The 13836-nt window shown below is 65.9% G+C and carries 11 protein-coding genes and 1 tRNA gene; 6 read left to right on the top strand and 6 right to left on the bottom strand.

Going from position 1 to position 13836, the window contains the following annotated elements; all coding sequences use genetic code 11:
• The coding region (locus Q0105_RS00755) for a CoA-transferase (RefSeq protein ID WP_298207747.1) at positions 1–326 on the top strand (326 nt) is incomplete at its 5' end.
• Positions 327–472: 146 nt separating this feature from the next.
• On the opposite strand, the gene Q0105_RS00750 is transcribed toward Q0105_RS00755, so the two are convergent.
• Positions 473–769 carry a DUF4148 domain-containing protein gene (locus tag Q0105_RS00750; RefSeq protein ID WP_298207745.1) on the bottom strand — a complete coding sequence of 99 codons (297 nt, stop codon included), beginning with the start codon at positions 767–769 and terminating at the stop codon, positions 473–475.
• Between the two features lie 64 nt (positions 770–833).
• Entirely contained in the window at positions 834–1121 is a 288-nt protein-coding gene (locus Q0105_RS00745) for a DUF4148 domain-containing protein (protein ID WP_298207743.1), read from the bottom strand.
• A 556-nt stretch (positions 1122–1677) separates the two neighbouring features.
• Between Q0105_RS00745 and Q0105_RS00740 the strand changes: the two genes are divergently transcribed.
• The 5 genes from Q0105_RS00740 (at position 1678) to Q0105_RS00720 (ending at position 9722) form a co-directional block, all read left to right on the top strand.
• Positions 1678–2988 carry an HD domain-containing phosphohydrolase gene (locus tag Q0105_RS00740; protein WP_298207741.1) on the top strand — a complete coding sequence of 437 codons (1311 nt, stop codon included), beginning with the start codon at positions 1678–1680 and terminating at the stop codon, positions 2986–2988.
• Between the two features lie 225 nt (positions 2989–3213).
• Entirely contained in the window at positions 3214–4032 is an 819-nt protein-coding gene (gene imuA / locus Q0105_RS00735; RefSeq protein WP_298207739.1) for a translesion DNA synthesis-associated protein ImuA, read from the top strand.
• Positions 3995–5530: a DNA polymerase Y family protein gene (locus Q0105_RS00730; protein ID WP_298207737.1), complete on the top strand. Its 1536-nt coding sequence runs from the start codon at positions 3995–3997 to the stop codon at positions 5528–5530. The genes imuA and Q0105_RS00730 overlap by 38 nt, the downstream gene beginning before the upstream one ends.
• Positions 5514–8795, top strand: a complete 3282-nt coding sequence (locus Q0105_RS00725) for an error-prone DNA polymerase (RefSeq protein WP_298207735.1) — start codon at positions 5514–5516, stop codon at positions 8793–8795. Before Q0105_RS00730 ends, Q0105_RS00725 begins: the two co-directional genes overlap by 17 nt.
• Positions 8796–8813: 18 nt before the next feature.
• On the top strand, positions 8814–9722 hold the full coding sequence (locus tag Q0105_RS00720; RefSeq protein ID WP_298207733.1) for a pseudouridine synthase: 909 nt from the start codon (positions 8814–8816) through the stop codon (positions 9720–9722).
• A gap of 59 nt (positions 9723–9781) precedes the next feature.
• On the opposite strand, the gene Q0105_RS00715 is transcribed toward Q0105_RS00720, so the two are convergent.
• The 4 genes from Q0105_RS00715 to Q0105_RS00700 form a co-directional block, all read right to left on the bottom strand.
• Positions 9782–9855: transfer RNA gene (locus Q0105_RS00715), tRNA-Gly, on the bottom strand.
• Between the two features lie 192 nt (positions 9856–10047).
• Positions 10048–11550: an NAD-dependent succinate-semialdehyde dehydrogenase gene (locus Q0105_RS00710; protein ID WP_298207731.1), complete on the bottom strand. Its 1503-nt coding sequence runs from the start codon at positions 11548–11550 to the stop codon at positions 10048–10050.
• A gap of 186 nt (positions 11551–11736) precedes the next feature.
• Complete coding sequence (locus Q0105_RS00705) at positions 11737–12552, bottom strand: ABC transporter permease (protein WP_298207730.1); 816 nt, start codon at positions 12550–12552, stop codon at positions 11737–11739.
• A 22-nt stretch (positions 12553–12574) separates the two neighbouring features.
• On the bottom strand, positions 12575–13819 hold the full coding sequence (locus tag Q0105_RS00700) for an ABC transporter permease (RefSeq protein WP_298207749.1): 1245 nt from the start codon (positions 13817–13819) through the stop codon (positions 12575–12577).
• Between the last annotated feature and the right edge of the window lie 17 nt (positions 13820–13836).

Below are 13836 nucleotides of genomic sequence, written 5' to 3'. Positions count from 1 at the left end.
AGGTCAGCGAAAAGGGCGACCTGGCCAACTGGATGATCCCCGGCAAGATGGTCAAAGGCATGGGCGGCGCCATGGACCTGGTGGCGGGCGTCAAGCGCGTGATCGTGCTCATGGAGCATGTGGCGCGCAAGAAGGACGGCACCGAAGACATGAAGATCCTGCCCAGCTGCACGCTGCCCCTGACGGGCGTGGGCGTGGTGGACCGCATCATCACCGACCTGGCCGTCATGGACGTGACGCCGCAGGGCCTCAAGGTGGTGGAGCTGGCCCCTGGTGTGACCTTCGAAGCCTTGCAGGGCAAGACTGGCGTTACGCTGATCCCATAACCTATAACCCGGCAAACCGATCGATTCATTGCGCAGCAAAAAAAGGCCGGTGCCCCGCGAGGGGCCCCGGCCTTTTGCATTGCATCTGCACTTTTCTGGCACTCCCCAGCCCGTCTGCGCGGTGGGCAGCGGGAGCCATCATCCATTTACATGATGGTGCCGATTTCGCCGTGAGGGATCTGGCCCGTGCGCACGGCTTCAGCAGCCAGTGCACGCACGGCAGAGCGGTCAGCCGTGGACGAGTAAGTCACGACGCGCGAACCTGCGGGTTCCATGTTGTGGGTGCGGGCTTCGACCACGGCTTCTGCGTTCACTTCAGCGCGGGTGCGGTTCGTCTCGAACTGCAGGGCAAATTGCGAACCATCGGCTTCATCAGCCAGGGCGCCAAAAGAAACGAAAGCAGTCACAGCAGCGACGGAGAGGAAACGTGCGGTCTTGTTCATGGTGATACTCCAGTGAAATTCAAAAAATAGGGTTCTTCAACTCAACAGTCAGAGGGCAAAGGGCTTAGCCCAGCTCACCCGAAGGAATCTGGCCCGTGCGCACGGCTTCGGCAGCCTGGGCACGCACGGCAGAGCGGTCAGCCGTGGATTGGTATGTCGTCACACGCGAACCGGCTGGCTCGATGGAGCGGGTCTGGGCGACGGTAGAAGCTTCGGCAGCCACTTCAGCGCGGGTGCGGTTGGTTTCAAACTGGGTAGCGAATTGCGAGCCATCGGCTTCGTCAGCGTAGGCACCGAAAGAAGCGAAAGCGGCAACAGCGGCGATGGAGAGGAAACGTGCGGTCGTGTTCATGATCAAAGTCCTTAAAGTTAAAAAAGCGTCTCAAAAAAACCAGGGGCAAACCAACTAAGAAAACTGCCTCAACCCTGGGTTCGGTGAGTCGCCTTGCGGGTTCGGCTCATCGATGGGTTGAACTGTACGCCGATGGAGTCCAATGAAAAACCGCCTAGTCGCTAACTAACTGTTCCAGTTTTGAGAATAATATAAGCGGAACTTTTAAGGGTTTACCCAAGATTGACAGCCGAAATCCCTGAAAAATGGCCCAAAATCACCATAGGTCGGCGAGAATTCTGGTCTGATTTTGGAACGCTGCTATGAGCACGTTTTTGTTGATCCCAGGGCGTTGTCCTGGTTCTTTTACGAAGCACGTCAAGTGCCGGGGTGATTGGATGGGGATGCAAAGATGCATTCCATCCGCATGCCGCTTCTGGATGCCATGCCTTCTGCCACAGCGGTTCTCCGTCCGGGCTTGTGGTGCCTCAAGCCAGTACGGTAGCGGGGGGATTGGCTCCCGGCGCCCTGCAAGCGAACGCCCTATAGTCCGAGCTAACGATATGTTGTTCATCGCATGACAGATACCCTCGTTTCAGCGGACCACGACACCACTGACAGCCCCCATTACCTGCGCGCTCTGACTGACATGGCGGACAGCCGAACGGTAGTGGCTGACGCAGCCATTTACACCGACAACGGCATCAAACTGGTGGAGAAGGGCGCCCGCATCGACAGCCGTCTTTATGGCCGTCTGGTGCAGCACAAACTGCGCGAGCCCATCGACCGCCATCTGTCCATTGAAAACCCTGTGGACGTGCCTGCCCTGCTGGCGGCAAGCCAGGCGCTGATCGAACAGCAGGAGCTGTCCGGCATGCTCGCCCAGGCGCTGGGCTCGGCGGATCGGCTGTTGGCGCCGCTGCGCTCCTTGCCCTTGCCTGTGTCCATGGCCTGCAAGCTCACCGTGATGCGCGACCAGCGTGCCAGCCTTTTTGAACACAGCCTGCAGATGATGATCGTGGCCGTGTTCCTGGGCATCAAGAGCGGCCTCGTGGAGCGCGACTGCAGCACGCTGGCCGCCGCCGCCTTGTTCCATGACCTGGGCGTGCTGCACATGGACCCGGCCTGGAGCGACCCCGACCACAAGGTGGTAGGTGCGCAGCGCAAGCACCTGGCGGCGCACCCGATCACGGCCATGCTGATGGTCCGCGACACCAAGGCATACCCCCGCGCTGCCGAAGTGGCCGTGCTGGAGCACCACGAACGCATGGACGGCAGCGGCTACCCGCGTGGCCTGGCCGGTGCCAGCATCACGCCCATGGGGGCCATTCTGTTGCTGGCCGAGGTGGTGGCGGCGTTCTACGAAAAATACGAGGACATGCCCGCGCAGCGCCTGTCGCTGATGCTGCGGCTCAACCACCGCAAATTTCCACAGGCGCTGGTGGTGCATGTGCTGCCCCTGCTGCAAGAAGAGGCAGCACGCGAGTCGGCCCTCATGCCCCTGGGCGATGACGCCCCGCGCCAGATCGAACTGCTTGCCGAGGCCTTTGCCTATTGGGATCAGCTCAAGGCCGCCTTGCCCCTTGGGGCTGCCGCCAAAGCCCCGGCAGACGGTGCTTTTGCATTCGCCGATTCCCGCTTGCTGGCCTTGCAAAAAGCCTTGATCGAAGCGGGATCACACCCCCAGCACCAAGGCGAATTGCTGGCGCAATTGCAGGGCGACGCTATCGGCATGGCCGAGGTCGCCCTGGTGGGGCGCGAGGCGCTGTGGCAACTGCAAAACATCTTCCACGGCTGTCTGCGCCGCTGGCCCCAGTTGCCGGACCGCGCCACCCCCACGGATGCCGCCGTGGCCAACTGGTGTGACTGGGCCGTGCAGCGGTTGTAAGGCACGCGCAAAGGGCATGAAGGTGCCCGCCAGCGGACCGAGAATAAATCGCTGTCCCATTTCCACGGAGCAGACCGGCCTGGCCTGAAGTGCGCCCACTGTGTGGAGCTTGCAGGCTGGGGGCCTTGCCATCAGGCATTCGCCGCTTTATGCGCAAAGAGCCTCCCAGCGCTTTAAAATACTGGTTATATTTACAGTATTCTTCTGTGGAGCCTTCTCACCGCCATGCCTGCGCCCAGCCTGTCCTTGCGGATTGCGCCCGATCTGCCCTCTGCCGTACCGGGTGTCTGGCATGCAGATGCTTTGGGCGCAGGTGCGCACCCAGCGCAGCCCACGGGGTATGCGCCGCTGGACGCCCAACTGCCGGGCGGGGGCTGGCCGGTGGGGGCTTTGTGTGAGGTGCTGCAGCCCCTGGGGGGGGCGCATGAATGGCAGTTGGTGCTGCCTGCGCTGGCACAGGCCACGGCCCGGCATGCAGGGGCTGTGGTGGCGGTGGCGCCGCCCTGTGAGCCCTTTGGCCCGGCGCTGAAGGCGCAGGGGTTGCCAATCGAGCGCTTGTGTGTGGTGCGGGCCGATAACGCCCGTGCGGCGCTTTGGGCGGCTGAACAGGCACTGCGGTGCCGCGATGTGCTGGCCGTCATGGCCTGGCTGCCGCAGGCGCCCGCTGCAGCCTTGCGCAGATTGCAGTTGGCAGCGGCGCAGCAGCAGCAATTGCTGTGGGTGTTTCGCCCGGCCAGCGCCGCATCGCAGGCGTCGCCGGCCTTGCTGAGACTGCAGGTACAGGGGCGAACACCGCCTGGAGACGCATCTGCCGCTGCATGGCCCGGGATGCAGGTGCAGGTTCTCAAGCGCCGGGGGCCGCCCCTGGTGCAAGGGCTGGATCTGCCGGGCTGCCACCCCCGGCTGGCGCAGGCCCTGGTGGCGCAAGCCGAGCGCCGCCGCGCTGCGCAGATGGCGCTTGCCGTGCGTCCAGAGTCTGCGATGGCGCAATGGCAGGGGAGGGGACATGCACTGGATCGCATTGCCGCTGCCGTGGCAGGATGAGCCCGAAGCCGGCCGCGCCGACACCGGTCTGCGGAGCGGGGCCGGGATGGCGGTTGCGGCACCAAACGCTGCCGCAGGCTGGTGGGCCTTGCGTTTTACCCCGCGCGTGGCGCTGGTGGATGGCGACACTGTGTTGTTGGAGGTGTCCACCACTGAACGGCTCTGGGGCGGGCGCGATGCCTTGCTGGCCTTGGTGCTGAAGGCCTGGACCGAAGCCTCCGAAGGGCGGGTTGACACCATGGCCGCCAGGGAGGCGGGCGCGCCGCCATCCCCCCGCTGGGGCTGTGGGCCCACCGCCTTGGTGGCGCAGGCCTGGCTGCGCATGGCGCTGGCAGGGCGTGCACAGCGGGTGAAAGAAGGGCCGCCAGAGCAAGTGCAAGCGGTGCAAGGCCTGCCTTTGCACACGTTGACCGCCTTGCGCCCCCATGTGGCCAGCCTGGAGCGTATGGGGTGCCGTACCTGGGGTGCGTTGCGCGCATTGCCGCGTGCTGGAGTGGCCAGGCGGCTGGGCGCTGCGGCGTTGCGGGTGTTGGACCAGGCCTTGGGTGATGCCCCTGAAGCCCATGCTTGGCTCACGTTGCCCGAGCAGTTTGTTTTGGCCACGGAGTTGCCCGCGCTGGCCACCTCGGCCGATGCCCTGCTGTGTAGCGTCCACCGCAGCCTCATGGCCTTGCAGGGCTGGCTGCAGGCGCGCCAGCAGGGCGCGCTGGCGCTGGAGCTGGTCTGGCGCCACGATCTGCGCCGCATCGATGGTGTGGCCATTGCCCCCACGCAGGCCCTGCAGGTGCGCACCGCCCAGGCCACGCAGGACATGGCGCACCTGCGGCGCCTGCTGTCGGAGAACCTGGCGCGCACCACGCTGGCGGCACCGGCCAACCACATCAGCTTGCGGCTGCTGGAGTCGGCGCCGCTGTCACACCGCAGCACCAGCCTGCTGCCCCCTGACGACCGCAGGGGCGGGGGCGGCGCGTCGGCCTCCGCACAGGGCGAGGCCTTGCACCAACTGCTGGAACGCCTGTCGGCCCGGCTGGGGGCGGACCGGGTGCAGGCGCCCGTGCTGCAGGCCGACCATCGGCCCGAATGTATGCAGCAGTGGCGCCCTGCGGCCGAGGTGCTGGGCGGTGGCGGTGGCGCAGCGTTCACCGGCGCCCATACGCCCGATGCGGCGCTGTGGCCCACCTGGCTGCTGCGCACGCCCCGTCGTCTGCCTATGCAGGGGCACCGGCCCAGCCACCACGGGCTGCTGCGTCTGCTGGCCGGGCCCCATCGGTTCGAGGCTGGCTGGTGGTCTTGCGCCGACGAGCCCGTCGCCGCTGCCGATCTTGCAGACCCGGACCGCCCTCAGCCAGGCCTGGCCTTGCGCGACTATTTTGTGGCCCACAACGACGTGGCCGGGCTGGTGTGGGTGTTTTGCGAACGGCTGGCGCCAGCGGCTGAGGGTGAGTCGGCGGTCTTGCTGCGCCCCCACCGCTGGTTCCTGCATGGTGTCTTCGGGTAAGGCGATGGGCGCTGCTGATATGAAGGCCGCACCCGGTGCGCTGCCAGGCTATGCCGAGCTGCATTGCCTGTCCAACTTCAGCTTCCAGCGTGGCGCATCGCACCCGCAGGAGCTGGTGGAGCGTGCGCAGCAACTGGGTTACCAGGCCCTGGCGCTGACCGACGAATGTTCGGTGGCCGGGGTGGTGCGGGCGCACGGGGCCGCCAAAAAACAGGGCCTGCACCTCATCGTGGGCAGCGAGTTCCTGTGGGGTGACCTGCGGCTGGTGGCGCTGGCGCGCGATGCCCACGGCTGGGGCAACCTGTGCGAGTTCATCACCGCCGCGCGCGCTGCGGCGCCCAAGGGCCAGTACCACGTGGGGCCGGGCAGCCCCTTTGCGTTGCTGCAGGGTTGCGAGCTGCTGCTGGCGCCTTGCCGTCAGCGCTTTGATGCTTCTGATTTGATAGCTGTTAGCGCTTGTATATCAAGCGCTAGGGGTCAATTTGATTCAAATCTTGACGACCATCTCTGGCTGGCGGTAGAGCTGCACCTGGCACCGGACGACGGCCTGTGGCTGGCCACGCTGCAGCAAGCGGGGGCCGCGCTCAACCTGCCGCTGGTGGCGGCGGGCGACGTGCACATGCACAGCCGCTTGCGCAAGCCGCTGCAGGACGTGGCCACCGCCGTGCAGCGCGGCTGCAGCGTGGCGGAGTGCGGGTTTGCGCTGCAGCCCAATGCCGAGCGCCACTTGCGCCGCCGCGTGCGGCTGGCGGGCATCTACCCACCCGCGCTGCTGGCGGCCACGCTCACCGTGGCCGGGCGCTGCCGTTTCAGCCTCGATGAGATCAAGTACCAGTACCCGCTGGAGACGGTGCCCGAAGGCATGACGCCCGCCCAGGCGCTGGCCTGGCTGGTTGATGGCAAGGCCGCAGGCCTGTACCCGCAGGGCGTGCCCAGCAAGATCGCCGCGCAGATACGAAAGGAGTTGGAGCTCATCGCACATTGCCGCTACGAGATGTACTTCCTCACCGTGTACGACATCGTGCGCTTCGCGCGCAGCGTGGGCATTCTGTGCCAGGGGCGCGGCTCGGCAGCCAACTCGGTGGTCTGCTACGTGCTGGGCATCACGGCGGTAGACCCGGAGGATTCGCACCTGCTGTTCGAGCGCTTCATCAGCAAGGAGCGTAGCGAGCCGCCCGACATCGACGTGGACTTCGAGCACGACCGGCGCGAAGAGGTCATCCAGTACATCTACGGCAAATACGGCCGCGACCGCGCCGCCATCGCCGCCGTGGTCACCACCTACCGCACGCGCAGCGCCTTGCGCGACGTGGGTAAAGCCCTGGGCGTGGCCCCCGTGCTGGTGGATGCCTTCGCCAAGGACCATCATTGGTTCGACGACACATTCGCCGCCGACCGCCTGCAGGAGCTGGCCCACAGCGTGGGCGCGCCGCTGCGCCGCCACACGGCCGCGCTGTGGCTGGAGCTGGCGACCCAGCTCAAGGGCTTTCCGCGCCACCTGAGCCAGCATGTGGGCGGCTTCGTGCTCACACAGGGCAAGCTCACGCGGCTGGTGCCGGTGGAGCCCGCCGCCATGGAAAAGCGCGGCATCATCCAGTGGGACAAGGACGATCTGGACGACATGGGCCTGCTCAAGGTGGACGTGCTGGCCCTGGGCATGCTCAGCGCGCTGCGCCGTTGCCTGGACTTGCGCGCGGCGCTGCGCAACGAACGCTGGCAACTGCACGACATTCCGGGCAAGGACGTCGCCACCTACGACATGATCTGCGCCGCCGACACCGTGGGCGTTTTCCAGATCGAAAGCCGCGCTCAGATGAGCATGCTGCCGCGCCTGCGCCCGCGCGAGTTCTACGACCTGGTGGTCGAGGTCGCCATCGTGCGGCCCGGCCCCATCCAGGGCGGCATGGTGCACCCGTACCTGAAAGCGCGCGAGCGCAGGCGCCAGGGCCTGCCGCTGGAGCTGGAAAAACCCGAGCTGCATGCGGCGCTCGAACGCACGCTGGGCGTGCCCATCTTCCAAGAGCAGGTCATGCAGATCGCCATGGTCGCCGCCGACTTCACGCCCGGCATGGCCGACGACCTGCGCCGATCCATGGCGGCCTGGAAGCGCAAGGGCGGCGTGCACCGGTTTGAAGAACCTTTGAAACAAGGCATGCTCGCCAAGGGCTACCGCGCTGAATTTGCGCAAGCCATCTTCCAGCAGATGCTCGGTTTTGGCGAATACGGCTTTCCTGAAAGCCACGCCCACAGCTTTGCCCTGCTGGCCTATGCCAGCAGCTGGCTCAAATGCCACGAGCCCGCGTGTTTTCTGGCCGCGCTGCTCAACTCGCTGCCCATGGGCTTTTACACCGCCTCGCAACTGGTACAGGACGCCCGCCGCCACGGCGTGCGTGTGCTGCCCATCGACGTGACCCAAAGCGATGTCGATTGCACGCTGGAAGGCCCGCCCGAGCCGCTGCGCCCCCCCAGGTGCCTGCCCGTGCCGCCCCTGCCACAACCCGCCGTGCGCCTGGGCCTGCGCCTGGTGGGCAGCCTGCACCAAAAGGCCGCAGCGCGGGTGGTGCAGGCGCGTTCGGCAAGCCCCGCCGTTTTTGCCAGCACCGAAGACCTGGCCCTGCGTGCGCAACTGAGCCCGCAGGATCTGCAAGCCCTGGCTGCCGCCGATGCGCTGGCCAGCCTGTCAGGCCACCGCCGCCAGCAGATGTGGGACGCCGCCGCCCAGCACAGCGCCCCGGCCCTGCTGCGCGACGTGCCCGTGCACGAAACACCGCTGGTTCTGCTCGAGGCCCCCGAAGGCGAGGAAATTTTGTTCGACTACGCCGCCACCGGTCTCACGCTGCGCCGCCACCCGCTGGCCCTGCTGCGCCCGCGCCTGGCGCGCTGGCGCCTGCAAACCGCACTGCAACTGATGGCTGCACCCCATGGCCGCAAGGTGCGCGCCTGTGGCATCGTCACCGTGCGCCAGCGCCCCGGCACCGCCAAGGGCACCATGTTCGTCACGCTTGAAGACGAAACCGGTCCCGTCAATGTGATCGTGTGGCCCGCGCTGGTGGACCGCTGGCGCAATGCGCTGCTCCGGTCGCAACTGCTGGCGGTAGAGGGTGTGTGGCAGTGCAGCGTGCCGGAGGGCGCAGGTCCCACGCCTGGCCACGACGCGGCATCCCCCACGGTGGTGCGCCACCTGGTGGCCCAGCGCTTCAAGGATTTGACCCCGCTGCTCGGGCGCATGGCGCAGGCGCTGCAGGGCAGCCGGGATTTTCATTGAACCTAAAATTTGTACGCCATGCACAACCCCCACCACCCCCACGTCCTGCCCGTGCGCGATGGCGTGAGCCCCAGTTGTGTGGTGCTGCCCACACGTGGGCAGGGCAACATGCTGGATTTTCTGGCCCAGCGGCTGCCCGTGGTGACCCGCGACGCATGGCGCGGGCGCATGTTGGCGGGCGATGTGGTGGACGAGCACGGCCACCCGGTGCTGCCCGAGCGGCCGTTTGAGGGCGGGCTGCGCCTGTACTACTACCGCAGCCTGCCCGCAGAGCCCGTGCTGCCGTTCAGCGAAACAGTGCTGTACCAGGACGACCATCTGGTGGTGGCTGACAAGCCACATTTCATGCCCGTCACGCCCTCGGGCCGCTACCTGCACAACACGCTGCTGGTGCGGCTCAAGCGCCAACTCGGGCTGCCCGAGCTGTCGCCCCTGCACCGCATCGACCGCGACACCGCCGGGCTGGTGATGCTGTCGGTGCAGCAGCGCACGCGCGGCGCCTACCAGGCCTTGTTCCGCGACCGCCAGATCACCAAACACTACGACGCAATCGCCCCCTGGCGCGCGGACCTGGCCTTCCCCCGCGACCATGCCAGCCGCCTGGAGGAAAGCCCGCAGTTCTTTCGCATGCAAGAGGTGCCCGGCGAGCCCAACAGCCACACCCACATGCAGGTGCTGGAGGTGGCCGGTGACTGGGCGCGCTACCGGTTGTCTCCCGTCACCGGCAAACGCCACCAGTTGCGCGTGCACATGGCCGCCCTGGGCCTGCCGCTGCGCAACGACCCGTTCTACCCGGTCGTCAACGACCCGCCCGAAGGTGACTATTCGCGGCCCCTGCAGTTGCTGGCACGGTCGCTGGCGTTTGTGGACCCGGTCACGGGGGAGCACCGGGTGTTTGAGAGCGGGCAGGTGCTGGGTTTGCCCTGAAACAGCCGCCCAGGCATAAAAAAACCTGCCAGGCGTTGCCACCTGGCAGGTTGTGTATCTGGAGCGGGTGAAGGGAATCGAACCCTCGTATGAAGCTTGGGAAGCTGCCGTTCTACCATTGAACTACACCCGCGAAGCCCTGGATTATAGGCAGCATTCCCTTTCGCGCTCACCGGTCGAGGCCGGTGGCCTGGGGGCCGAATGCCGCCATGTGCCGGTGTTCACATAATTTTCATGCATTTTGGCGTCTTGCGCTTGATGGATAAGCGCTAAATGCTATAAAAATAGTAGCAATTCATTGATCAAGCGGCGATCTGCGTGGCGCTCATAGGCCGTTCTGGATGTCTCCCAGGCACAGGTACTTGATCTCCACGTAGTCGTCCATGCCGTGGTGCGAGCCCTCGCGGCCCAGGCCGGATTGCTTGACGCCGCCAAAGGGCACGTGCTCGGTGGCCAGGATGCCCACGTTGGCGCCGACCATGCCGTATTCCAATGCCTCGGTCACGCGGAAGATGCGGCCCACGTCGCGGCTGTAGAAGTAGCTGGCGAGGCCAAATTCGGTGTTGTTGGCGGCGTCGATGGCCTCTTGCTCAGTTTTGAACTTGAAGACCGGGGCAAAGGGGCCAAAGGTTTCCTCGCGTGCACACAGCATGTCGGCCGATGCGTTGGCGATCACCGTGGGCTCGAAGAACTGGCCCGAGCCCAGGCTGGTGAGGCGCTTGCCACCGGCCACCACCTGGCCGCCTTTGGCAATGGCGTCATCCACATGGCGCTGCACCTTGGTCAGCGCGGCTTCCTCGATCAGCGGGCCCTGGTTCACACCGGCTTCAAAGCCGTTGCCCACCTTGGCGGTTTTGACCTTGGCAGCGAACTTGGCCACGAATTCGTCATACACGCCTTCCTGCACGTAAAAGCGGTTGGTGCACACGCAGGTCTGGCCCGCGTTGCGGTATTTGCTGGCGAATGCGCCTTCGACGGCGCTGTCGATGTCGGCATCGTCGAACACCAAAAAGGGCGCGTTGCCGCCCAGCTCCAGCGACATCTTCTTGACCGTGGGTGCGGACTGCGCCATCAGGATGCGGCCCACTTCGGTGCTGCCGGTGAAGCTGATGTGGCGCACCACGTCGCTCGCGCACAGAACCTTGCCGATGGCGATCGAGTTGTCGCTGTCGGCGGGCAGGATGTTGAACACCCCGGCCGGAATGCCCGCACGCAGGGCCAGTTCGGCCGCAGCCAGGGCGGTGAGCGGGGTCAGCTCGGCGGGTTTGATGACCACGGGGCAGCCTGCAGCCAGCGCGGGTGCGACCTTGCGGGTGATCATGGCCAGCGGGAAGTTCCACGGCGTGATGGCCGCACACACGCCAATGGGTTGCTTCAAGACCAGCAGGCGGCGGCTGTTGTCGAACTGGGGCAAGGTCTCGCCGTTGACGCGTTTGGCTTCTTCGGCAAACCATTCCACAAAGCTCGCGCCGTAGGCGACTTCGCCCTTGGCTTCGGGCAGGGGCTTGCCCTGCTCGGCGGTCATGATGCGGCCCAGGTCGTCCTGGTTGGCCATAAGCAGGTCGAACCACTTGCGCAGGATGATGCTGCGCTCCTTGGCGGTCTTGGTGCGCCAGGCGGGCCAGGCGGCGTTGGCGGCGGCAATCGCTGCCTCGGCATCAACAGGGCCCAGGTTGGCCACGTCAGCCAGCTTCAGGCCCGTGGCGGGGTCGTTCACATCAAAGCGGCTGCTGCCCGTCACCCACTGGCCGTTGATGAGGCCGTCGGTCTTGAGCAGGCTGGGATCGTTGAGCTGGGCGAGGGGGCTATGGGCTGAGGCAGTGGGCATGGGGGCTCCGGCGGTGCGAATGGAACAGAAAACAGGAACTTACCGCAAATGGCAAAAACCGAAGTAAACGCAGGTGACGCTGGCGCCGCCGCGCTGGTTGCTAAGGAGATGGTTTGCTATCAAATATGTAGCTGTTTGCGCTTGATATATAAGCGCTAGAAGCCATTTTTTAAGAAATTTTGAATGTCATTTGCGCCGTCCACGCAGCCATTCGAGCGTCATCATCAGCGCCGTGGTGAACAGCGTCAGCAGCGTGGCTACGGCGGCGATCACGGGGGAGATGTTCTCGCGGATGCCGGTGAACATCTGGCGCGGCAGCGTGACCTGCTCGGGGCCGGCGAGGAACAGCGTGACCACCACCTCGTCGAACGATGCCGCGAAGGCGAACAGCGCACCCGAGATCACGCCCGGCGCGATGACGGGCAGGGTGATCCTGAAGAAGGTCTGCACCGGCCCGGCGCCCAGGCTCAGGCTGGCCTTGACCAGGTTCTGGTTGAAGCCCTGCAGCGTGGCCAGCACCGTGGTCACCACAAAGGGTGCGCCCAGGGCGGCGTGCACCAGCACCAGGCCGAGGTAGGTTTCTGCCAGCCCGATGCGCGCGAAAAACAGGTAGGTGCTGACGGCCACCACGACGATGGGCACCACCATGGGCGAGATCAGCAGGCCGCTGATGAGCCCTTTGCCCACGAAGCGTGTGCGCGCCAGTCCCATGGCCGCGAGTGTGCCCAGGGCCGTGGCCAACACCGTGGCCAGCGGCGCCACGATGAAGCTGTTGCGGGCGGCGCGCGCCCATTCGGGCGAATCCAGCAGCTCGCGGTACCACTGCAGCGACCAACCCGGCAGCGGGTACGACAGAAAGGAGCCGCTGGAGAACGACAGCGGAACGATGACGAAGATGGGCAGCAGCAAAAACAGCAGCACGCCAACGCAGAAGGCGCGCAGCGCCAGCCAGCCGAGTTTGTCGCTCAGTTGGTAGTGCGCGGGGAAGTAGGCGGTTTTCATGGGGTTTGTTCCGTAGGGTTCATCAACCCATGCTGAGTTCGGCCTTGCCAAACTTGCGGTACACGCCATAGAGCACCAACGTGGTCACCAGCAACACCGAGCCGAGCGCGGCCGCCATGCCCCAGTTGACCTCGACGTTGATGTACTGCGCCACGTAGTAGCTCAGCATCTGGTCGCTGGGCCCGCCCAGCAGGGCCGGCGTGACGTAGTAGCCGATGGCGGTGATGAACACCAGCAGGCCGCCCGCGGCCACGCCGGGGTAGGTTTGCGGCACGTAGACGCGAAAGAACGCGGCCAGCGGCGTGCTGCCCAGCGACACGGCGGCGCGCTGGTAGTTGGGCGGGATGGACTTCATCACGCTGTACAGCGGCAGCACAAGGAAGGGCAGCAGGATGTGCACCATAGCGATGACCACGCCGAGCCGGTTGAACAGCAGCGGCACGGGCGCATCGGTGATGCCTATGCCCATCAGCAGCCGGTTGATGAGGCCGTTGTTCTGCAGCAGCACGATCCAGGCGGCGATGCGCACCAGCACCGAGGTCCAGAACGGCACCAGCACCAGGATCATCATCAGGTTGGCACGCCGCTCGGAAAGCGTGCTGAGCCAGTAAGCCAGCGGGTAGCCGACAAGGATGGCCAGCAGCGTCACCGTGGCGCTCATCTCGAAGGTGCGCAGCAGGATGTCGCGAAAAGCGGCCGCTTCAGATGGCACGGCCACCACATTGCCCTGAGGCGTGCGCTGCAGGTCGATGGAGGCAAGCAGGTAGTCGGGCGTCCAGCGCGAGGCGTTTTTGGCGATGGCCAGCCAGTAGGGCGCCTCGGCCCAGCGTGCATCAAGCGCCAGCATGCGTTCGCGCACCTCGGTGTCGCTCAGGCCCGCCTCCAGCGGCAGGGCGCGGTAGGTGCCCATGATGAGCGAGCGCGCACCGCTGACCTCGCTGTTCAGGCGCCGGGCCAGGGCGCCGGCCTGCGCGGTCTCTGGCAGGGCCGAGAGGTCCCGCACGAGCGCGGCGTAGGCCGCGTCGGGCGGCGTGCCCTGGCGGTTCCAGCGCTGCAGAACAGCCCCGGTGTGGCCGAGCGTGTCGGCCACCTCGGGGTTCTCCACCGCGCGGATCAGCAGGCCCGCCAGCGGCACCACAAACACCGCCAGCAGGAAGGCCAGCAGGGGCAGGGTCAGCGCCATGGAGCGCAGGCGGCGCATGCGCTCGGCGGTGCGCAACTGGCGCCCCAGATCGAGTGGCGCTTCCTGGTTCTGGGGGGCGGCCATGGTGGCTGTGCTCATGC

Origin of the sequence: Acidovorax sp. (assembly GCF_027492855.1) — a bacterium.
Taxonomy (GTDB): domain Bacteria; phylum Pseudomonadota; class Gammaproteobacteria; order Burkholderiales; family Burkholderiaceae_C; genus Acidovorax.
The sequence above is the reverse complement of the archived record's forward strand: the minus strand, read 5'-3'. Positions and strand labels throughout refer to the sequence as shown.